The sequence below is a fragment of the Actinoplanes rectilineatus genome, from assembly GCF_000962825.1.
GTDB lineage: Bacteria > Actinomycetota > Actinomycetes > Mycobacteriales > Micromonosporaceae > Actinoplanes > Actinoplanes rectilineatus.
In genome coordinates this window covers 64,724-87,089 of the sequence record NZ_JZKF01000030.1, presented here as the reverse complement: position 1 = coordinate 87,089, position 22,366 = coordinate 64,724, and the positions used below count along the sequence as shown (strand labels likewise).

The 22,366-nt window shown below is 71.9% G+C and carries 14 protein-coding genes; 6 read left to right on the top strand and 8 right to left on the bottom strand.

The window, feature by feature from the left end; all coding sequences use genetic code 11:
* Positions 1-17 precede the first annotated feature (17 nt).
* Positions 18-539 (bottom strand): BON domain-containing protein, encoded by a 522-nt coding sequence (locus WH85_RS47300; RefSeq protein WP_052720713.1) that lies wholly within the window; start codon positions 537-539, stop codon positions 18-20.
* 171 nt (positions 540-710) lie between these two features.
* Positions 711-2,291, bottom strand: a complete 1,581-nt coding sequence (locus WH85_RS23010) for a cellulase family glycosylhydrolase (RefSeq protein WP_045744021.1) — start codon at positions 2,289-2,291, stop codon at positions 711-713.
* Positions 2,292-2,451: 160 nt separating this feature from the next.
* Between WH85_RS23010 and WH85_RS23005 the strand changes: the two genes are divergently transcribed.
* The 3 genes from WH85_RS23005 to WH85_RS22995 all read left to right on the top strand — a co-directional run bounded on the left by WH85_RS23005 (position 2,452) and on the right by WH85_RS22995 (position 5,021).
* Complete coding sequence (locus WH85_RS23005) at positions 2,452-3,951, top strand: GGDEF domain-containing protein (protein ID WP_157411181.1); 1,500 nt, start codon at positions 2,452-2,454, stop codon at positions 3,949-3,951.
* A gap of 219 nt (positions 3,952-4,170) precedes the next feature.
* Entirely contained in the window at positions 4,171-4,407 is a 237-nt protein-coding gene (locus WH85_RS23000) for a hypothetical protein (protein WP_045744019.1), read from the top strand.
* Between the two features lie 95 nt (positions 4,408-4,502).
* Complete coding sequence (locus WH85_RS22995; protein WP_157411180.1) at positions 4,503-5,021, top strand: hypothetical protein; 519 nt, start codon at positions 4,503-4,505, stop codon at positions 5,019-5,021.
* Here WH85_RS22995 and WH85_RS22990 read toward each other — a convergent pair.
* Positions 5,003-8,221 carry an ATP-binding protein gene (locus tag WH85_RS22990; protein ID WP_045744017.1) on the bottom strand — a complete coding sequence of 1,073 codons (3,219 nt, stop codon included), beginning with the start codon at positions 8,219-8,221 and terminating at the stop codon, positions 5,003-5,005. The genes WH85_RS22995 and WH85_RS22990 overlap by 19 nt on opposite strands.
* On the bottom strand, positions 8,221-8,880 hold the full coding sequence (locus WH85_RS22985) for a hypothetical protein (protein ID WP_045744016.1): 660 nt from the start codon (positions 8,878-8,880) through the stop codon (positions 8,221-8,223). The genes WH85_RS22990 and WH85_RS22985 overlap by 1 nt, the downstream gene beginning before the upstream one ends.
* Positions 8,881-9,196: 316 nt before the next feature.
* On the opposite strand from WH85_RS22985, the gene WH85_RS22980 reads away from it, so the two are divergent.
* The 3 genes from WH85_RS22980 (at position 9,197) to WH85_RS22970 (ending at position 14,210) form a co-directional block, all read left to right on the top strand.
* A complete protein-coding gene (locus WH85_RS22980) occupies positions 9,197-9,532 on the top strand; it encodes a CU044_2847 family protein (protein WP_245674057.1) in 336 nt (111 codons plus the stop codon).
* 13 nt (positions 9,533-9,545) lie between these two features.
* The gene (locus tag WH85_RS22975) at positions 9,546-13,589 is read left to right on the top strand and encodes a WD40 repeat domain-containing protein (protein WP_052720712.1); all 4,044 of its coding nucleotides are present in this window, start codon (positions 9,546-9,548) and stop codon (positions 13,587-13,589) included.
* A 312-nt stretch (positions 13,590-13,901) separates the two neighbouring features.
* A complete protein-coding gene (locus tag WH85_RS22970) occupies positions 13,902-14,210 on the top strand; it encodes a Uma2 family endonuclease (protein WP_052720710.1) in 309 nt (102 codons plus the stop codon).
* Positions 14,211-14,246: 36 nt separating this feature from the next.
* Here the strand turns inward: WH85_RS22970 and WH85_RS22965 are convergent, their stop codons facing one another.
* From WH85_RS22965 to WH85_RS22950, 4 genes are read right to left on the bottom strand one after another with little or no spacing between them, the layout of a single operon-like run.
* Positions 14,247-15,425, bottom strand: a complete 1,179-nt coding sequence (locus WH85_RS22965) for a TIGR02679 family protein (RefSeq protein WP_045744015.1) — start codon at positions 15,423-15,425, stop codon at positions 14,247-14,249.
* Positions 15,418-19,464 carry a TIGR02680 family protein gene (locus WH85_RS22960; RefSeq protein ID WP_045744014.1) on the bottom strand — a complete coding sequence of 1,349 codons (4,047 nt, stop codon included), beginning with the start codon at positions 19,462-19,464 and terminating at the stop codon, positions 15,418-15,420. The genes WH85_RS22965 and WH85_RS22960 overlap by 8 nt, the downstream gene beginning before the upstream one ends.
* Positions 19,465-19,476: 12 nt before the next feature.
* The gene (locus tag WH85_RS22955) at positions 19,477-20,799 is read right to left on the bottom strand and encodes a DUF2398 family protein (protein WP_045744013.1); all 1,323 of its coding nucleotides are present in this window, start codon (positions 20,797-20,799) and stop codon (positions 19,477-19,479) included.
* Complete coding sequence (locus tag WH85_RS22950) at positions 20,796-22,325, bottom strand: TIGR02677 family protein (protein ID WP_045744012.1); 1,530 nt, start codon at positions 22,323-22,325, stop codon at positions 20,796-20,798. The genes WH85_RS22955 and WH85_RS22950 overlap by 4 nt, the downstream gene beginning before the upstream one ends.
* Positions 22,326-22,366: the final 41 nt, after the last annotated feature.

Here is a 22,366-nt window from a genome sequence, read left to right as displayed (position 1 = left end):
AGGGGTTGTGCGTTGTATTACGGGTGCCGGCCCACCGAGGCGGCCAGCACGGTCGCCACGGCCACGCACGGCACCACGAAGAAGAGCCCGAACACCCCGTGCTCGGGCAGCAGCACCAGGGCCAGGCCGGCCGCGAGCACGTTCGCCAGGGTGGCCAGAATGATGATCACTTTGCGCCGGGTGGACCAGACCGGCAGCGGCTCGGACGCGGTCGCCCAGCCGGCCACCAGCGCGTCGAACGGATCCGGGCGGACGTCGTCGAATGCGGCCCGGGTCAGCCGCAGCCGGTTGCAGATGTCCACGACGCCCGGGGTGTCCCGGACCAGAGCGGCGACAGTGGCCCGGACGTGCGGCGAGGTGACCGAGCCGGTCAGGGTCACCACCCGGTTCTGCGCCTCGACGGTGATCCGTTCCTGCCGCAGCTCCGGGCTCTCCAGCAGACGCTCCACCACCTGTCCGGTCAGGCGCAGGTCGGGGTCGTTCGCCGGGTCGGTGCGCCGGTCGAACCACGAGCCGTCGTCGTAGGGAAGAGGCCACACAGGTCAGTCACTCCGTACTCGCCATCGCCCGGGGTGGGGTGGTGCGAACCCCACACCGGGCGACGACGCCCGAACCGGTACGCCGCCACCGGGCGCGGTCCCTGAAGTCTTGGGTGTCCTGGCGACGGTTCCGACCCGGTTCCATGACAGCCGGATGACGATTACCGTTCCTCAGCCGCAGGCGGTGCCGTTCAGCTTGACCGCGGCCGGGGCGGACGCCGTGCCGTTGGCGGTGAACCCGATCGTCACCGCGCTCGCGGCGGGCAGCGACGGCGAGTGGGACGGTGCCGCCGCGGTAACTGTAGTACCGCTCTGTGTGACCGTTGCGTTCCACCCACTGGCGAGGGTGACACCCGACGGCCAGGTCCAGGTCACCTGCCACGGGTTGACCGCCGCGCCACCGGTGTTGGTGACCTTCAGCGAGCCCTGGAAACCGCCCGCCCACGAACCGTCCTGGGTGTACACGGCGGAGCAGGTGCTCGTTCCGGTGGACGGCGACGGTGACGGTGACGATCCGCCGCCCGGCGCGACCGGGGCGATCAGATACGGCTGCAGGATCGCCTGCTTCGCCGTGTTGATCGTGGTCCAGTCGTCGTTGGCGATGCCCCCGGTGTCGCCGGAGTTGGGGTTCCATGCCCAGTAGGTGAAGGACATGCCATCGACGCCCGTGCCGGTGTACGCCATCAGACTCTGCAACCACACCCTGTCGACGTCGTTGGCCAGCGTGGTGCCGAACTCGCCCATCATGATCGGGGCGATGTTCTGCTTGTACAGATATCCGAAGTACTTATCCCAGATGGCCGGCATGTTCGCCGGGTACGTGGGGTCGTCGAACCAGGCCTGGTGGTAGACGCTGGTGGCGTACTCGTGCGGGGAGTAGACCAGCCGGTTCGCCACGTTCAGCCGGACCGGGAACTCGCCGGCCTTGGACAGGTTGCCACCCCACCAGCCGCAGTCCTCGTCGTTGCCGGGGTCGTTGTCCCAGATGTTGGAGAGGCCCCCGCTCGGGCAGCTCACCCCCTCCACGAAGATCAGCCAGTTGGGCTGCACCGACAGGATCGCGTTGCCGGCCCGCTCGGCGGCCAGCCGCCAGTCCCGGGCGGTGTCGCCGCACCCCCAGCAGGAACCGGTCGCGTTCGGGTTGGTGCCCTCGGCGTGCGGCTCGTTGTGCAGGTCGGCGCCGATCACCGTGGTGTTGCCGGCGTAGCGGCGGGCCAGTGCCTGCCAGTTCGCGATCCAGGTGCTCTCCGGGACCGCGGCGGTGTACCAGAGCGCGGTCTGCCCGGCGGCGGTCGGCCGGTGCCGGTCCAGGATCACCCGCATGCCCTTCGACCCGGCGTGCTCGATGACCTTGTCCAGGATCTGCAGCGGGGACAGCCCGATCAGGTCCGGGTTGACGTAGTCGTTGATGCTCGTCGCCGCCGCGTCGCTCTTGAGCGCGTCGTCGGAGAACGGGATGCGCAGCGTGTTGTAGCCCAGCGAGGCCATCGTGTCGACCTGGTTGCGCCACGGGTTGCTGGACCAGAGGCCGTGGAACGTCTTGTTGTCGGTCTCCATGCCGAACCAGTTGATGCCGGTGAGCCGGACGGTGGCCCCGGTGCTGTCGACGATCTTGTTGCCGCTGGTGTGCAGATAGCCGGTTCCGGTGCCGGCCGCGGAGGCCGGGCCCGCACCGGCGACGATCGCGACGACCGAGGCGACGGCGACCGCTGATCCGGTGAGCAGCGCTGAGAGACGGCGGGGAAGGGGCATGGGGGACTCCTTCGATGACGGTGGATGTCCATCGTGACATGGGAGCGCTCCCATTGGTGGTTCTTCCTCTCATCGCGTACGCCGCACAGCGCTCCGCCCCCGCAGAGCCCCGGCTAAGTCCCACCGGGCGCGTGCCGACAAGGCAGGCATGGAACGTCGCATGATTGGCGTGCTCCGCTGGCTGGTGCTCGGCCTCAGCCTGAGCTTCGCCGTCATGCACCTCGCCCGGCTCTACCCGGTCACACCCCAGTGGGTGACCGCCGGCCTGATCCTCGGCGTGTACGGCGGCGCCACCCTGCTCGTGCTCCTCCGGGCGCTCCGACATCCGGTCCGGGCCGTCGCCTGGCGCTGGATGGCCGCCGGACTGTTCTGCTACACCGCCGGGACGACCTACTCCTGGATCCACACCTGGAACGGCGCGATCCTGCCGTTCCCGTCGCCGTCCGACATCCTGTGGCTCAGCTTCTACCCGCTCGCCTACATCGGCAGCCTGGAATTCCTCCGCGAACGCGACACGCCCCGCCGCACCCTGCTCGACGGTGCCATCGCCGGACTGGGCGGCGCCACCGTCTTCTCCGCCTTCGTCGTCGACCTGCTGATCGACCCGGCCGGCACCGGCGGACTCGCCAACTACGTCGCCCTGGCCTACCCCCTGGGCGACTCGCTGCTGGTCGGCACCCTGCTGGCGCGGGCCGCCCTGGGCAGCTGGACCGGCGCCCCCAGCGCCCTCATCATGGCCGGCTTCACCACCTTCATCGCCGCCGACACCGGCTACATCTACCAGGTGTCGCACGGCAGCTACGACCCCGGCTCGATCGTCAACCTGCTGTACGTCCTCGGCCTCGCCATGATCGGCCAAGCCGCGTGGCAGCACCCCACCCCGGTCCGCCCCGCCCTCGACGACCACCACCGCCTCGGCGCCTCGGTGATCTTCGCCTGGGCGACCCTGGTCATCCTCCTGCTGGGCAACCGGGTACGCCTGTCCGCCCTCACCGTGGGCCTGGCCGGCCTCAGCCTGATCATGGTGGTGCTGCGGACCATGGTCTCGATCCGCGAACTGGAGGCGGTCAGCCGCGCCCGCCACCTCGAAGCCCGCCGCGACGCCCTGACCGGCCTCGCCAACCGCAGGGCCGTGATGGAACACCTGGACGGCCTGCTGGACCGGCCCGACCCGCCGCCGATCGCGCTACTGCTGATGGACCTGAACCGCTTCAAATTCGTCAACGACACCTACGGCCATCAGGTGGGCGACCGGCTCCTGGAAGCCGCGTCGGAACGCCTTCAGCAGACGACCCGCGCCGAGGACGTCCTCGCCCGGCTGGGCGGCGACGAATTCGTGGTGGTGCTGGCCGGCCCGCAGGTCGCCGAGCCGGCGGCGGCGGGCCTGGCGACACGCATCCGCGAGCGGCTGTCCGGCCTGTTCCACATCGAGGGCCTGGACATCGAGATCGACGTGAGCATCGGGATAGCGCTGCGCTCCGGCGACGACGACGCCAACCTGCTCCTCCAACACGCCGACATCGCGATGTACGAGGCGAAGCGCGCCGGCGGCGGCCACATGATCTTCCACAGGCGCCTGCTGGACGTCCCGCCGTCGATCGACACCCCCGCCCCGGCCGCCCCGCCGTCCCCCTCACCGGCGTCCTCCTCGCCGGCCTGACAGACCACCCCGGCCCGCGTTTCCGCGCCCGCCTGACAGGCCGTCCCGGCCCACGGTTCCGTCCTCTCGCCCCGCGCTCCGCCCACCTCGCGTGACGGCCGTGCTCCTGCTCCGGTGCCGACTCGGGCTACGCATGGCGCTCATTCCCGCGCGGATGTATCAGCGGGTCCACGACAGCAGTCTCTTCGGCGAGGAACCGCCGACGATCCGAGGTCTGCCATGTCGCACCTGATCGAACTCGCGGTGCGGGCGCTGTCCACCGCCCGCGCCGCCACCCGCGCCACCGGCCATGAGGCGCCCGCCGTCGAGGCGGCGCACCTGAACGCCACCGGTGTCCGTGCCCAGCTCTCCCAGGACCGGGCTGAGGAGACCGCCGACCGTCTCAGCGACGCGGATCCGGGCGACGACGGCCTGCTCGGTGAGATCCGGGACTGGTTCCTCGACCACCTGTCCTGACATCGCTCTGTCCTGAGATCGCTCTGCTTCGAGATCGCCCAGTCCTGAGATCGCCCAGTCCTGACATCGCCCTTCGTTCGGAAAGGAACGCGGAGATGGCCCGATCGCACACCGCCTGGGGAATGTTCGCCGCTCTGAAGATGCTCGGCGCCGATGACCGAGGAGAGTCCTACCGATTCTGGTTCGAGGCGTGGCCCCTCGAACCCGGCGAGCACGCCCTCCAGGGCTGGCGCGCCGTCCAGCTCGGCTCGTCGAAGGTGGGCCGGTACGGCGAGGTGGTCGGCAACCTGGTCCTGACCGGCCGCCGCATCCTCTGGGAGCCGACCGCGAGTCACCGTTCCGGGTACGGCCCGGACGGCCGCAAGGCGACGGTCAACCTGCTCGCCCGACTCGGCGAGTCGCTCTCCCCGCGAGTTCCGCTGCAGTGGCGCCTGCCCGGGGTCGCGGCCACCGGCCTGCCCCACCGCGAAGCCGTGGCGATCACCGACCACCGGGGCACCAGCGCCTCCTTCAGCTTCACCCCGCACCCGCTGGGGCCGGGTGATCCGCTGAAGCGGGCGGCCTTCCTCGACCGTCTCCAGCAGGTGACGAACGGTCAGAGCGGCGTCTCATGACCGGCTCCGGCAGGGGGATGGTGGTTCGGTCCGCGTGCGGCGCGCTCCACCACCTCCTCGCCGGAGAGCGGACTCTTGGGGTGATGGGTCAGGCAGAGCGGTGACTGCACCTTGACGAAGGACGCACTCTCGATCGTGGCGTAGAACTGGCCCGTCCGGAGACGGCCCACATCGGCGATGGCGCTGCCCTTCGCCCGGGCCATCTCCTGCGCCGCGTTGATCTGTGCCGGGCTGTTGAGCAGGCCGAAGAACTGGGTCGCGGCGTTGCCGGGGATGGCGTTGTGCAGGCCTTTCGGCTGCTGGGTGGCGAAGATCAGCCCGAGGCCGTACTTACGGGCCTGGGAGGCGAGCGCCAGCGTGCTGTGGGTGCAGGGCGTCATCGCCCCGGACGGCGCGAGGGTCTGGGCCTCGTCCATCACGAAGAGACCACCCAGTGGACGGTCACCGGCCGGATGGCGTTTGATCCAGGCGAACAGCCCGATCTGGAGCTGGTTGACGAAGTTCTGCCGCTGCTGATCGTCCGGCAGGCCAGCAAAGTTGATCACCGAGACCCGGGCCCGGAACCCGGGCGACGGCGTGAGCAGGTCTCCCGGGTCCGCGGGGGCGCCGTCGCCGCCGAACATCCGGTCGTTGACCGTCTCCGCCCGGAGCAACTGGGCCATCCTTCCGGCGAGCTTGGGGGCGTCGGCGATCCGGCTCACGTCCTCGGGGAGATCAGCGAGGGCGCCGATGAACGCGGTCAGGCTGTTACCGCCGTTCCGGGCGTACCCGATCAGGGCCTCTCGCAGGACGGCCCGGCCGAGAACCGCCTTGTCGGTCTTGCCGTCGACCTTGGCATGCGGGGCCAATGCGGCCAGGGCGGCGTCGATACCGGCCTCGAACGCGTCCGTGTCGTCCAGGATGTCGGCGAAGTCGGGGAGCGGCTGGAAGCTGAGCGGACGGCCGCTCACCCGGTTGGGGGTCCAGACCACGACCTCGGTCTCGCGGAGGTACTCCTCGGAGCGTCGCCGGTCGTCGCTGGTCCACGCGTCCGGCGGCACGGGCCAGGGGTCACCGAGGCGGGCCAGGTCGTTGTTGGGGTCCAGCACGATGGCCGAGACACCGCGGAGCGCGCACTCCTCGACCAGGCGCCGGATCAGCACGGTCTTGCCGGATCCGGAACCCGCGAAGATCGCGATGTGCCGCCGGAACGCCTCGAGGCCGAGGGCGACGGTCTGTCCGCCGTCGACGGTCTTGCCGACCGGGACCGACCGGGCGTCCGCTGATGGTGTGCGTGTTTCACCCTTGTGAGGGGGCGCAGGCGCCGGAGTGTCCGGCGTGGTCGGTGCAGCCGGAGCGACGGTGGCAAGTGCCTCCTGGAGCACACCGATCGTGGCTGCCGGCCGCCGGCTGCGGAACCAGGGGAGCAGCGCCTCCGGACCATGCTTGGCGAGCAGCTCGCGGAGGGCCGTCAGCCGTCTGATGTCGGCCTCCTCGAACGGCAGGGTCACACCACCGGCCTCGTCGAAGTCCCGGATCACCTCCCGGGTGCGGATCCCCTTGCCCCACGGGTTCGACGCCAGATTGCGCAGCAGGATGAGCCGCCGCTTCTGGACGCCCTTCGTCAGGCCGGCGGTGGTCACCGCATTGCGGACCCGGTTGAGGATGGCGATGTGGTGCGGCGAGCTCACCGCGCGGAAGGCCCAGTGCTCCTCGTCCTCCGCGGAGGCGTCCTCGTCGGTGTCGTTCAGACTCCGGCGCAGGCGGCCGTGCAGGGTCGGCTTGCCACCGGCCTGAGGGTCGATGCTGAACTGTTCGGCGGCGTCGCCCTGTTCCGCGATCCAGGCGGTGAGGCCGGCGGTGAGCAGCGCCGGAACTACGGCGTCCTCGGTGTCCTTGTGGACAGCCGGGTGTGGGTCGGCCTGCCGGATCAGCTCAGCGTAGTGGGTGTCGACGCCGTCCAGGTCGAGGTCGGTGCTCGAGGCTCGGGCCGGGACGGGCCGGGCGGCCGGCTCGGTGCGGGCGGTGTCCTGGGCGTCAAGCCGCGTGAGCTCGGTGACCTGCTCGGTGGCCAGGCATGCCCGGACGTGCGTGTCGACCGTGCGGAGCAGCTCGCGGGGGGTGTAGCGGTGTCCCAGGGCGAACGCCTCCGGCCGGACCGGCCAGCTCGGGTAGGGCGGGGTGAAGCGGGCAGCCGCGAACAGTGGGGCGAATCGGCGTTCGATCAGTTCCCGGGCGAGCTCCGGGGTGGGGATGCGCCGCAGCGGCGCGGCCTCGCGGAACCGGTCCTGCACGGTGTCGGTGGCCTCGGTGATGATGTCGGTCCATGTCTGCGGCAGGCAGGTCACCACGGACAACGAACGGCGGGTGGTCTCCCGCAGGGACATCAGCCCGCCGGCGACCTGTTCCAGCAGCAGCGCCTGCTGCCAGTCGACGGCCCGGTCGCTGCGGGCATTGGTGGCCTTGGCGGACTGGGAGATGAGCAGATCGATCTGGTCGACGGCCAGGACCGAAGGGCCGGTCAGGGCGAGCAGCCGGGAGATGTCCCGGACGACCTCCTGCGCCGACCGCTTGCCTCGGCGCATCCCCCACGTGGCCCGGTCGCCGGTCTCCTCCTCGTCGTTGGAGCACAGGAACTCGTAGCCGATGTCCTGCGCGCGGGAACTCTCGGCGGCGCGCAGGGCGAGCGCCCGGGCGGTGTCCTGGGCGTCGATGCCGACCTGGCGGTTGTGCTTGCGGATGAGATCGACGAACGCGTCGAGGCTCGGCCGGTTGAGGTCGGCCAGCCCGGTGACGGCCCGCCGGACCGACCGCGGCGCGCCGACCACGTCGACCAGACGGTTGAGGAAGACCGCCAGCTGACTCTCGCCACCGTCCACCGGCCGGTCCAGCCCGTCGAGCACCGACAGGGCGGTGCTGCGCCAGAAGGCGCTCGTCTCGAGCAGACTGATCAGGAAGAAGTAGCCGCCCTCGGCCTGTACCCGCTCGCGGACGGCGCCGAGGAGGTGGGTCTTGCCGGTGCCGCGCTGGCCGAGGATGGCCACGCCGATGGGGCTCGACTCGGTGGTGTCCCTCGCCTCGTGCACACCGTCGAGCACGGTGCGCATGACATCACGCTGGAGACCGTCGACGTGGAACGGGGCCGACCGCCAGACGTCGTCGGGGGTGGGCGCCCAGTTGAGGCGGAGGGCGGACAGAGCACGCTGCTCGTCGGCGTTCATCAGGACCGGACGGCGAGCAGGTGCATGTCCTGGTTGCCGATGCGGACCGCGGCGGCGCGCTGCCCGGCGGTGAGGACCTTCTGGTTCGACTCCGGGACCAGGTGGACGTCCGGCTGCCGGTCGAGGTCGAGCAGGGCGGTGTCGAAGTCGTCGCGAGACACCCCGGGGAGGGCGGCGCGCAGGTCCTCCAGCATCACGTACACGTTCGGACCATGCGCGAGACCGTCGTAAGCCACCCGGATCTCCGAGCCGACCGTCCGCTCCACCTCGCCCGTGTCCGTGTCCGGAACGGTCACGGGAGCCGCGGTCGGAGCGGCCACCGAGCCGAAGAAATCGGCCGCGGAGAGATCGTGGTGATCGAGGTATTGACGCAGGAAGCCGAGCAGCAGATAAAGCGTCCCGCCCAGGGCGCCGGCCCGCGGCGGAATGTCGGCGGACAATTCCTCGATCGCGCGCGCCCAGCCGTTCTCGGTCAGCTCGAGAACGAGCGGCTTGTCGGTCACCGTGATCAGTTTCCGGTCACGGAGATCATCACGCTTGGGCTTGTCGAGGCTGATCTTGACGGTGTCGGCCAGGAACGTCCGGGGTAGCGGACTCGCCTTGATCATCAGGGCGACGAGTGTCGCCCGCTGGGCGAGAGTGAGTTCCTTCTCCGGCATGCTGACGTGCCCCTCTCGGGCGTGACGCCCGTTTCGCTCAGGCTTATGCCTTATGGTGGCGACATTGATGATCGAATGGCGGCCGAAGCCCGGCTCACGATTGTGCCGATGTCCCGGATGGCTGCGCAAGGCTCGCCGGGGTGCTGCAAAAACCCGACACGAACACATTGTCGATCTTCGAATCTGCAGCTCACGGATTGCCGGGCGGTCCGGGTGGCGGCCATCGACAAAAAGGCCATTGTCATTCGACCGGTCGGCATGCAGCATGACCCGAGCGAGCGCCCGGCCGCTGCGCTTTCCCGGCTGATGGAGGTTGATGACGGTGCCGTCCGAAGTGGTGCGTTACCAGGTGGACGACAAGACCGTCGCCCGGTTCGAGTTCGAGCCCGCGCCGGGCTTCCGCCCGGCCGGTGTCGCCGGTGGTGTCGCCGGAATGGTGCGGGAGGCGGCCGCGCCCTCGATCGAGGCGGCCCGGGCGGTGCTGGAGCAGGCCAGGGCGCTCGCCCCGGACGCGGTCCAGGTGAAGTTCGGGGTCAAGGTCACCGGCGAGGCGAGCTGGGTGGTGGCGAAGGCGGCGAGCGAGGCCAGCTTCGAGGTCACCCTGACGTGGCAGGGCGACGACGCCGTCTCCGGTCTCGCGACCGGCGCCTGACGGCGACCCGGGAGTGGGCGTCACCGGTCCGGAGTCCTGGGCCGTCTCGCTGCACGCGGGTCCGGATCCCGGTGCCGGCGACGAGGTGCTGGGCGCCGGCGTGGTCGTCGACGACTGTCTCGTCCTCGCCTGTGAACACGTTGCGTTCCAGCTGGACGGCCTGCGGGAGATCTGGGTCGCGTTCCCCCGGGCCTTCCAGGTGGCGCCGGGCGTACGCCGCAGGGTCCTCACCTGCCGCCACAACGGCCGCACCGACCAGGGTCTCGACCTGGTCCTGCTGGAGCTCGCCGAGCCGATCCCGCCGGGAGTGTCCCCGGCCAGGCTGCGCCGGCCCTCCGGGACGGACCTGTCCGGCCGTGCCTGGCGGGCCTACGGGTTCCCGGTCGGCAGCGACGGAGGGCGCTCCGCCGAGGGCGTGGTCGGTGGCGAGGGCGGATACGGCCGGGTACACCTCAGCCCGGAGTCCGGCGCCGGCGTCGCCCCGGGGTTCAGCGGTGCCGCCCTGTGGTCACCCGACTACGAGGCGGTGGTCGGTGTCGTGGTGTCCGCCGATCCCACCACCGGTGTCGGTCACGCCCTCACCCTGGCGTACGCCGACGAGCACCTGCCCGGGATGAAACTGTCCACCCTCGACGCCTGGCGGGTCGGCGACGCCGACGATCCGACCCACGCCGCCTGGGGCTGGACACTCGCCGCCGACGGTGAGGCGTCCCGGCACTGGCTGCCGCGGTCCCGCGGGGTGGCCTCCGGCAGCGAGACCGGCAACCGTTTCCGCGGGCGTGCGGTGGCGTTGCGCCGGCTGCGGGAGTTCCTCGACAGGCCGGAAGCGTCCGGCCGCCCGCTGCTCGTCACCGGTTCGCCGGGGGTCGGCAAGTCGGCCGTTCTCGGCCGGGTGGTCACCACCGCCGACGCGGAGATCAACGCCGCGCTGCCCGGCGGGGACACCGCGGAACAGGCGACGGTCGGCTCGGTCGCCTGCGCGGTGCACGTGAAGGGCAAGAGCGCCCTCGAGGTGGCCGCGGAGATCGCCCGTGGCGTGGGCGTCGGGTTCCCGCAGGCCACCGTCGACCTCATGCCCGCGCTGCGGGATCGGCTCACCCGTCGGCCCCGGCGTTTCAACCTGGTCGTCGACGCCCTCGACGAAGCGGTGTCCACGGCGGAGACCCGTCTGCTGATCAACGACGTGCTGGTGCCGCTGGCCCGGTCGTGTGCCGTACTCGGTGTCCAGGTGGTGGTCGGCACCCGCCGCGCGGACGACGCCGGTGACCTACTCGGGGCGTTCGGTGCCGACGCGGATGTCATCGATCTGGACGCGCCGGAGTTCTTCTCGGCGGAGGACCTCGCCGACTACGCGCTGACGACCCTGCAGCTGGCGGGGGCGGGACGGGGCTCCCGGGCGTATTCCGACGCGGCCCTCGCCGCCCCGGTCGCCGCCCGCATCGCAGCCCTGGCCGGGCGTAACTTCCTGATCGCCGGGTTGGTGGCGCGGACCCGGGCACTGCGGGACCTGGCGCCCGTCGACCCGCGGCAGGTCTCCTTCACCGCGACGGTCGGTGACGCGCTCCACGAGTACGTCAGCGACCTTCCCCGGGCCGGCACAGCCCCGGCCGCGGTGGCACTGACCGCACTGGCCTACGCCGAGACGCCGGGCCTGCCGATCCAGCTGTGGCAGGAGGCGGTGACCGCGCTCGGCGCCGCGGTCACCGCCGCCGAGTTGAGTGAGTTCGCCCGCAGCTCCGCGGCGAACTTCCTGGTGGAGACCGGCGATCCGCGCCGGCCGACCTACCGGCTGTTCCACCAGGCGCTCAACGACGCATTGCTGGCCGGCCGCCGCGATGCCGGACTCGCGACCGCCGACGAGGAACGGGTGGTCGGCGCCTGGATCGCGCTGGGCCGGTACGGCGGCTGGGCGACCGCACCGGAATACCTGCTGCGGAACCTACCCCAGCACGCGGCCCGGGCCGGCCGGATCGACGATCTGCTCAACGACGACGGCTACGTCACCCACGCGCACCTCGACCGGCTGCTGCAGGTCGCCCACGGCGCCGGCACACCGTCCGGCCGGGCCCGGAAGAACCTGCTGCAGAGGGTCCCGAAGGCGGTCGGCGCCGAGGCCGGCGAACGTGCCGCGCTGTTGTCGGTGGTGGACCGCCTCGACGACCTCGGCGCGCATGTCGACGCGACCGATGCGCCCTACCAGGCACGCTGGGCCCACACGCCGCCCCGGCTGGAACGCACCGTCCTCGAGGGACATTCACAGGCGGTCTACGACGTGTGCCCGATCGCTGTCGACGGGCGGAACCTGCTCGCCTCGGCCGGGGAGGACGGAACGGTCCGGCTGTGGGATCCGCTGACGAACCAGAACGTGCACGTCTTCAGCTGCCACGACGACTGCATCCGGGGGCTCTCCGCGGTCACCGTCGGCGGCCGCTCCTGGCTCGCCACCGCCGCCCACGACGGCAGCATCGGAGTCTGGGAACCCCGGTCCGGCGACCAGGTGCACCGGTTCACCGGACACGACGACTGGGTGCGCAACATCTGTGCCCTGCCGATGCCGACCGGCGACCTGCTCGCCTCGGCCGGCGACGACCGCACGGTCCGGATCTGGGACGTCGCGGGCCGGACACCGCTGCACACGCTGACCGGGCACACCGGATGGGTCACCGCGGTCACCCACGTGCCGGTCGGGCCGTACGGCATGGTCGCCTCGACGGGATTCGACGGCTCGGTCCGGCTCTGGGACCCGCTGACCGGGGCCGCGGGTGGGACGATGTGGGGACACATCGGCTGGGTCACCACCCTGTACGCCTTCGACGACGGACAGCGGATCCTGCTCGCCTCGGGCGGCTACGACGGCGACGTCCGCCTGTGGGACCCGCTCACCCTGGAGCTGGTCGCCCGGCTGACCACCGGCGGCGGCCCCATCACCGACCTGTGCACCGTGCGCGTCGCCGACGGCCAGCTGCTCGTCTCGACGAGCGAGGACGGCGCCATCCGGATGTGGGACGCCGCGACCCGGGAGGAGACGCGGTGCCTCGAGGGACATGCCAGCTGGATCCGGGCCGTCTGCCGGCTGCCCACCTCCGAACGGGACATGCTGGCGACCGCTGGCGACGACGGCACCGTCCGGCTGTGGGATCCGACCGGTGAGCTCCCCGAGGCCCTTCCCGAGACCGTGCTGCCGGGCGCGGTGGGCAGCCTCTCCGCCGTTCCGCGGGACGGCGGTTCGCTGGTCGCCTCGGGTGGTGCCGACGGCGCGGTGCGCCTGTGGGACGTGCGGACCGGGGAGAGCCGGGCCGTACTGCGGACGCACACCACGGCGGTGAACGACATCTGCGTGGTCGGCAGCGACGATCTCCTCCTGCTGGCGGCCGCGGGGGAGGATTCCTCCGTCCAGCTGTGGGATCTCACCTATCAGGAGATGGTCCGCGAGTTCCGGGACCACCACCGGCCGGTCAACGCGATCACCGCGCTGCACACCGCCGGCGGCTTGGTCATGGCGTCCGCCGGTGACGACGAGACGGTGCGCCTCTGGCGTCCGGACAACGGGGAGACCCGTGGTGGCCTGGTCGGTCACCGCAGCTGGGTCACCTCACTGACCGTCGTGGACCGGTCCGGCCGGCCCGCGTTGGCCTCGGCGGACAAGAGCGGCGTGGTGCGCCTGTGGGACGGCGGCGTGCTGCTCTGGGAGCGCCACACCCACCACGACAGCGTCAACCAGCTGGCCACGGCCGTCGTCGGCGACCGTCCGGTGCTCGTGTCGGCGGGGGCGGACCGGACCATCCGCTTGTGGGACGTCGAGGATGGCCGCCCCTTCCAGGTGCTGGCCGGGCACACCGCCGCGGTGACCGATGTCGACCTCGCCACGATCGGCGGCCGGCAGCTTCTCATCTCGGCGGGCCTCGACCGGACCGTCCGGCTGTGGGACCCACGGACCGGCCGGATCGTGCGGACGATCCCGGTGCACCATCGCGCGTTGTCCTGCCGCTGGATCGACGACCATCTGGTGGTCGGCCTGGACTGCGGGATCCTGGCCCTGACGATCCAGCGGCCCTGAGCGGGGACACTTGCCGGTGGAGTTCGTGGCCGGACTCGAACTGTCCGGGCGGTTCTTCCGGGAGGCTGTGCTGCCGATGCCGGAGCACCGTTTCGCCGGGCTCGCGCACACCGCGGCGCTCCCGGCCCGGTTCCGAGGTGCTCGGGTTCGACATCATGCGCTCCACCGACCACGACTGAGGTCTCCACCTGCAACCCTTCCAACACCATCAAAATCTTGCGGAGTACGGGGCGGAAGTCTGCGCGTTGCTCGCGGCGGAACTCCCGGCCACCGTCGCCGGATATCCGACCAACCTCGAACCGGTCGGCGAGGGTGGCACCCGGCACATGCGGCTCACCGAGCAACACGGGGACGGACCGGCTTCTCAAACCGCAGTTGTACGCGGCGGCGGGCATCGGCTGGTACCTGCTGGTCGAGCCGTCGGCGGACGGTGTCGAGCTGCATCTGCAGAGACTGGTCGGCGGACACTACGTTCCGGCCGTGGTTGCGGGTTTCGGGGAGTCGCTGGCGTCGGAGGATCCGTTCCCGTTCAGCATCGAGGTGGCGTCGCTGCTGCCGTCGCCGCGCCTGACGGGAATGGGGTCTACCGCGGCGAGACTGGTCGCCGGGTGGGTGCGGTGACGCGGCGAGGCCAGACGCGACGTCTGGCGAGTGAGGTCACCCGGTGATGTCGGTGAGCAGGACGTCGAGCAGGCGCTCCTCCATCACGGCCTGACCTGTTTCGGTCATCGCCTCGGTCAATGGCGGGTCCCAGGGCGCGGTTGCGGGGGTGCCGAGCAGCGGGATTCCGCGCCCGGCCCGGGAACGGTAGTCGTCGGTGCTCATCCGCCACGGCGTCGCACCCGGGTAGCGGGCCAGGGCGGCGCGGGTCAGACGGATCCCGGTCCAGTCGAAGTCGTTGCGCCAGTGGATCACCGTGGTCGGTGGCAGCGCGGCCAGCAGGGCGTGCAACGCCGCTGACGGGACGCCCTCGGTGCAGATCAGCGGGGCGGTCGCCCGGCCGGCGGCGGCCCGCAGCACCGCCGGGTTCTCGCAGACGAACACCCGTGGGGCCGCAACGGTCAACGGTGCGAGACGGATCTGGTGCAGGGTCACCCGCAACGGTACGTGCGCTGTCGCGGCCGTGGTCAGCCAGTCGCCGAGGAGACAGCCGGAGGCCGGCAGGTTGAGCACCAGGACCTGGCTGGCCAGGTCGTCGGGTACCACGCCGGACAGTTCCCACAGGGCGCGTTCCTGTTCCGCGCCGGCCGGGTGCGGGACCTCGTGCCATGCGGCCAGCGCCCGGAGGACCAGGCCGCGGAGTGGCCCGTCGGTGAGGGCCTTGGTGTCGTCGAGGAGACGTTCGGCGAACACGGGTAACGGCTCGCCGTCGGCGGGCAGCGCGTCGAGCACCGCCACGACGTCCGCGAACGGCCACCCGGCGCGGACGATCCGGGTCAGGGTGCCGTCGCGGCGCAGCGCGTCGAGCCAGGTGGCGAACCACGGCCGCGCGGCGTGCCGGCTTTCGGCCGCGAGGGCGAGGACGGCGTCCCGGCCGGCGGTGTCACGGGCGCGTTCGCCGGGGCGGTCGCGGAATTCCCCGATCGTCGCGGTCAGGCCGGCGCCGTACGCGTCGCGCAGGAACGCGTCGATCTCGGTCAGCCGTACGGTGACCCGGCCGACGCCGGCGGGCCGGTGCACGCCGGTGATCCCGATGACGACCAGGCGTTCCTCGTCGGTGGGCGCGGCCAGCGAGACGGTGCCGTCCAGACTGCCGCCGGTGCGTTCCAGGCTGCGGCGGGCCGCGGCCAGGAGACGCCGCCACGCCGCGGAGTCCGCCGGGGCGGTGTCAGTCACGGCCGGCGTCGGCGGGGTCCGGCGCCCGGCGGGACTCCGGCGATCCCAGGGCCCGCGCGAGCGTCCCGTCGAAGTCGGCGATGTTGGTGGCGCCGTCCCAGACCAGCAGCACCGTCGAGACGGTGTGCTCCACCGTGGAATGCGACAGGTCGTAGTGGGCACAACCGGTCACCGACGGATGCGTGGCCCACAGGTCGTACCCGGTCATGAACAGGTCCAGGTCGAACTGCTTGGCCAGTGACATCAGTTCACCGCGGCCGGTGTCGTCCACCCCGGCGAACGCCTCGTCCAGCCCGAGGAGCCGCGGCGCGTCCGGCCGGGCCGAGCCGAACAGGGCGTTTGCGGCCGCGAACAGGGGAAGGTGCAGGGACACCGATTGTTCGCCGCCGGACAGCTGGCTGTGCCGGGCCCGGGTGAGCGGTTCGGCCGTGCCGCCCGGCCGGTGCAGCGTGAACGCGAACACCCGCCACTGCCGGTAGTCGAGGACCTCGGCCAGTAACTCGCGGTAGGGCTTCTCCGGCGACTGCGCCCGGGCCGTCTTGATCCGGGCGGCGAAGTGCCGGCGCAGGGTGGTGAGCTGGCCGGGGCCGAGCCGCGCCGGGTCGCGTTCGAGGAGTCTGCACACTTCGCGCTGTTCCGGGTCGAGGTCGTCGGCGAGCCGCCAGCCGACGCCGACGGTCAGGCCCGACGACATCCGACGGGCCCGCATCTGCTGATCCATCGCGGACACCAGGTCGCGGGCTTCGATGGTCCGGCGGTGGATCTGACCGGCGAGCTGGCCGAGCAGCGCATCCTCGAAGACCCGCTGCTCCGCGTCGGTGAGCAACTGTTCCTGGTCGCGGCGTTCTCGGGTGATGCGTTCGGCGAACGCCGCGACCGGGGTGAGGCCCTGCTCGTCGGCGACCCGGACGACGATCACACCCTCGTCGGTGTCCCACTCCGGGCGGTGGTCCAGCCCGGCCGCGGGTAGTTGCGCCTGCAGCTCGGTGAGTGCGCTGGTCAGCCGGGTGGCGCTCTGCTTGAGTGACGTCTCGGTGGGGGAGAGTTCGCGGGTCGCGGCCAGCACGGCGTCGTGCAGGGCGACGACCGCCGGGTCCAGGTCGGTGTCCGCGGCCTCGCCGGTGGGCCACCGCAGGTGCGGCGGGCAGCGCATCAGACCCAGGAGATCACTGTGGGCGTACGGCCGGAGCCGCACCGATTCCCGCCGGGCTTCGGCGACGGCCTCCGTGACGGCGTGCTCGCCGAGGCGCACCCGTTCGGCCGTACCCGCCTCCTCCTTCTGCGCGGCGATGTCATCGGCGCGCGCGGCGGACAGCGTGTCCTCGGCGGCGGTGACCGCCCGTTCGGTGTCGGCCACCTCGGCCAGCACCTGAGCCGCCTCGGCGCCGATGGCCGCGGACAGGGTGCGCAGCTCCTCGTCCTTCTCGGTGTGCCGGGCCCGGGCGTGCCGGGCGGTGCCGGCGGCGGCCTCGGCCCGCTCCTCCGCCTCGGCGTGCCGGTCGGCGGCCTCCCCGGCCAGGTCGTCGGCCCGGTCGACCGTCTCGTAGCCGTGCCGCAGCTCGATGCCCAGCCGCTCGAACCGGTCCAGCGCGGCGCCGGTCTCGTCAAGCCGTTCGACCGGAAGTGATCGCTCGGCGACGGCCCGGCGCAGTGCCGCTCCGGCAGCGGCCTGCTCGGCCACGGCCGCGTCGAGCCGGCCGGATGCCTCGTGCGCTGCTTCCCGGCGTACCCGTAGAAGGGTCGCGGCCTGATCCACCGCACGCTCGGCGCGCGCGACGGCAGTGCGTGCCGGAAGGGCCGCGCCGGCCCGATCCACCTGGTCCAGGGTGGCGCGGCGGGACTGCCGGGCGTCGGACAGCCGGGCCATCCGGGCCAGGATGCCGGCCAGCCGCTGGTCGCAGTCGGCGATCCGGAGGGCGCGGCGGGCAGCCCGGGCGGTGGCGCCGATGTACTCGCAGCGCTCCTTGGCGAACCGGCCGACTCCGGAGCCCTGCGCCCACTGCCCGGTTCCGGTCACGCCGGACGGGCCGGTGACGTCGTCGAGCGCGATGCCGGCCAGCACCGCGACGATCCGTTCGGCCGGCACCCGGTCCTGGTCCTCGGGCACCAGCACGGTGGCCAGCGAGACCCCGGCGACCGCTTGCCCGGCACGCAGGTAGGCATCCTGTTCGCCCTGGTCGAGGGCGGTGTCGGTGGCGTCGGCGGCCGGATGCAGCCAGGCGTCGAGCAGACCGGCCGCGTGCAGGCCCGCCTCGATCGCCGCGGCTCGTTCCCCGGGGACGTCGTCGGCGAACCGGACCAGCCGCCACAGCGGTGCGCCGGCCCGACCGGACCGGTTCGCCGGGCGGGTCGGTGACGGCGGCGGCGCGTCGTCGTGTTCGGCGGCGATCGCGGCCCGTTCCGCGGCGACCGTGTCGCGCTCCCCGGTCAGCTGCTCGACCGTGCTGGCCAGCTTGACCAGGTCGTCGCGGATCACGGCGACCGGCGCGGCGGTCCGCTCGGCGAAGATCTCCCGCAACGACGGCGTCTCGTCGCGGTGCCCGGCGAGCTCGTCCGGCAGGCCCGGCAGTTCCAGCGTCGTCAGCAGGGCGGCATGCTGATCGCCCCACGCCCGGACGGCGGCCGCGGTCTCCTCCCGGGCGGCGTCGAGCGCGGCCGTTGCCTGCTGCTCGGCGGTGATCGCGTCGGCCTCCGCAACCCGGGCGTCCCGGTCGGTCTCGGCCGCACGCACGTGATCACGTTCGGTCTCGACGAGTCTCCCGGCGTGCTGGCGCACGGCCCGCACGTCAGACCTGCGGGCTTCGGTGCGGGCCGCCAGACGGGTGGGCAGACCCTCGGGCTCCTCGTCGCCGGCCCCCCACTCGACGCCGCCGCTCTCCGCCTCGACGGCCATCGCGGCGGCGACCCGGGCGATCCGCGAGCGGGCGTCCCGGGCCTGTTCCGCGGCCCGCGTCGACTCGTCCCGCCGTTTCGCGGCCGTACCCCGCTCGGCGCCGGCCCGGCCATCCGCGGCGAGCGCCGCGGCGAGCAGGTCGGCGACGTGCCGTTCCAGGTCGGCGAGCTGCTCGTGCGAACGATAGGCGGCCGAACCCTTGAGCCGGTCCAGATGCGCCCGCAGCCGGCCCGGCTCCCCCTCGGCGGCCCGCAGCCGGCCGGTCGTCTCCTCGGCCCGGGCCCGTGCCTCGCGGGCGGCCGCCCGTTCGGCGGTCAGGGCCGCCCGGCGCTCCCCGGCGGCGGCCCGGCGCGCGGTGAGCGCATCGGCGGCGGCCCGCGCATGGGTACGCAGATAGGTGGCATAAACGGTCAGGAACACCGTGGTGGCGCCGTCCGCGGCGACCAGCCCCTCGAGGGTACGAGCCACCGCCTCCATGTCGTCGAACGACCGGGCCGCCTCGACCAGCAGATGGTCCTCGACCGGCCGCAGCCCCCGCTGCAACGTGCGGGACAACTCCGCCGGGTTCAGATCCTTCGCCAACTGCGGCTTACGCAGGGTCAGCACCAGATCGAGCAGCTGCTCGTAGCGGGCCGGGCCGAGGTGGAACAGCGCCGCGTCGACCAGATGCCGGTACTCCTCGGCGGAGTCCCGGACCGCCTCCACGCCCAGCCGGTCGATCAGGTCCCGCCGCGACACCGGCCGGTCGTCGGCGTCCAACAGCGACAGGTCCACGCCGACCCGGCCGTCCGCGACGAAATGCCAGCGCGTCACCCGGTCGTTGTGCCGGTGCGCCCGCAGACCGATACCGATCGTCACGAACCGTTCGCCGTCGCCGAACTCCATCCACACGTACGCGTACGACGAATCCTGCCCGCGGTAGAGCAGGTTCGACTTCATCGTCCGGTCCTCACCGGCGAACGGGTTCAGCCGCCGCGGCTCGATCCGCCCGTCCAGCACGAACGGGAACAACACCTCGAGGGCCTTCGTCTTGCCGGACCCGTTCGGCCCGCGCAGAACCAGCCAGCCGTCGACGAACAGGAACTCCTCGTCGCGGTAGTCCCAGAGGTTGATGATGCCGGCCCGGGTGGGGGCGAAACGAGCCACGAGAGTCCCTGTCTAGAAGAGCGTGCGTTGCTTCACCTGCGCGACGGTACTGCGATAACGGCCGATCAGCGGGCGGGCCAGCACCCCGCCCGGCACCTCGATCACCGCCCCGAACCGGACCAGCAGCGCGGTCGCCTCGGCGCGCAACCGCTCCGGATCCGCGTGCCAGGCGGCGCCGAACGCCGACCCGTACCGCGCAAGGACCTCCGCCGTCGCCTCCCGCAGGAAACTGTCGGTGACCAGCGGCAACCGACGCTCCTCGGGGATCTCCGGCTCCGCCTCGGGGCCGGCCTCGTCGCTCACGTCCAGGACCGGGACACTCGCCGGCAGACCGGCGTCGACCTGCCCGGCCAGCTTCACCTGCCACTCCCGCGGATCCGGCGCGGGCATCCGGCGCACCCGGCGGCCGTCCGGATCGGACACCCGCCCGGCGATCGCCACCGCCAACAACACCGCGGCCTGCGCCACCGATCCGGTGCCCGGGAAACGCTCCGCCGACCATCCGGACGTGTCGACCAGCAGCACACCCTCGGCGCGGCGTTCCAGGCGCAGACCGGTCAGCCGCTGCAGGTCGGCGGGGAGCGCCTGACCGCGCAGATGATTGCCGATCTCCGCCGAGACGTCGTCGAAGTAGACCACCGGCTGCTCCAGGACCGTCCGGCGGGCGGCCTGCGCGGCGGCCCGCCGCTCCGCGTTGCCGCTGTGCGCCTGCGAACGGTCCAGCAGAGCGGACACCGCGTCGATGTGCTGCAACACCCGAGGCGGACGGAACAGGGCGAGAACGGCATCGCGGGCGACGTCGTAGAGGGCCTCACCGGAACCTGGATCACCCGCCCACGAGGTGCTGGAACCGTCCGCCAGCCGGAGCACACCACGCTCCTCGAGCCAGGCCACCGCATCCACGAACGCCCGCCGGTCCGCGCCGGTGTCCGGGTTCAGGCCCAGCCCGGCGATCCGGTTGGCGTCGGCGGCGACCGCGTCGGCCAGCTCACTCAACATGATCTGAATACCGGCACGGCCCAGAACGGAGAGACAGAGTGTGAGGTACGCGTACCGCTGACGGTCGAACGGCCGACCGGTCCGTGAGACGGCCGGACGGTCCGCGATCAGCCGATCCGCGGTGCGGACCAGACGCGCCGTCGACCCGTGCAACTCCAGACGGTATCCGAACGCCTCCGACAGATCCCGCCGCAACTCGGCGGAGAACCGGCGCACCCGCGGCAGCGCCTTCTCATCCGGAAACGAAGCCGTGATCAACGGATGGCGGATCAGCAGGCGCACCGCACGCTGATAGTCGGTCAACTCCAGATCGGAGACGTCGGCGGCGAACCTCATGCGGCTGCCGGCTCTGCCTGCCGTCCGACAGCGGTATGCGCGGCCGGGGTGACGGTCAACTCGTAGCCGTCCAGGTGCAACCATCCGGAACCGGTGCGCACCGTGGTGAACCGGCCCGGGGCGGGCGCTAACGTCAGGCGTACCCCGAAAGCGGTGGCACTCATCTTTTGATCTTTAGGCCCGCGCGCGGCGAGAGCGATGTCCAACAGCCGGCGCAACGCCACGACCTGCGCCTCGTCGAGCACCTCGGCCCCGGCGAGACCCGCGGCGGCCTCCGCATGCCGGCGCTCCTCGGCCACCTGACGCTCCCGCAACACCTGCCGGGACCGCTCCGACCGATCGATCCGCGCCGGACGGCCGTTGCCCTGACCGGGCATCCGCCCCGACTGCACCAGCGACCGGGACAACTCCACAGCCGGAGCCTCCCACCAGGACAGACGCCCGGCGATCGCCTCCGGATCGGGATAGGCCACCCCGACATGCCGCGGCGCCCCCAACCCGAACACCACCTCGAAGATCGCGTGCGCCGCCTCGTCCGACCCGGCCCCGGTGAACCACGCCGCCAGATGCCGCAACTGCGACTCCCGGCTCACCCCACCCCGCCGGGCCTCCGTCACCCGCCGCAACAACGCCAGCACGTCACCGATCGCGGCCATCGTCGCCCCGGACAGCCGCTCCGCCTCACTGGGCACGTCGTCGCGCGGCGCCAGCCACGACCGCAGACCCGCCCACCGCCGGCGCCAGTCCGCCAGCCGCTCCACCGGCGTCGCGAACAGCCGCTCGTCCGCCTCCGCCGCGGCCTCGATCAACCGTTCCAGCCCGGTGGCCTCCACCTCGTGGACGGCCTCCCGCAGCCGCGGTGTGTACCGCTGCAGCTCGTCGTGGAAGTCTTTCAGGTGCGTGAGCAGCGCATCCTTGTGCGCCAGGAACACCTCAGGACGCACATCATGGGTACGCCCCAGATCGCCGAGCATGTGATAGAAACGTGCCGCCCGCTCGGCGACGTCCGCCAGAGCCCGGTCCAGCCGGTTCAGCTTGCGGTAGACCTCCTCGGCGTCGCCGGCCTCGTTGGCGTTCTTGAGGGCCTGCAGATCGGCGAGCAGATCGGCGAACACCAGCCGCGACAGCGTGCTGTCGTCAATGCCCGCGGCGAGCACCGACTCGACCGCCCGGTGCGCGCGATAACCGGCCTCGGTGAACTGATAGACCGAATGCCGATTGCGGTATTCCGCGAGGGTGGTGGCCCGGGCGCCGTCCTGCCCACGATCCAGCACACCCCACTCGACGAGCGCGTCCAGCAGCCGCGGCAACTCCATCGCGGCCGGATCCTGACCGAGGGAGATCAGCGCGTCCTGAACCTCGGAGGTGTGCAGGACGACCTGGTAGGACGAGCGGGCGGCCTCGAAAGCACGCAGCACCCAGAGGTAGGCGAGACGGTTGTCCGCATTGACATAGCTGAACAGCCGAAGGCGGTCGTCGACCCCGAAATCGTCAAGCCCGAAGGACGACGAGACCGACGAAGACATGCCCACCACCCTACCGGCCGCCCCGGAACACCCCCAACCAG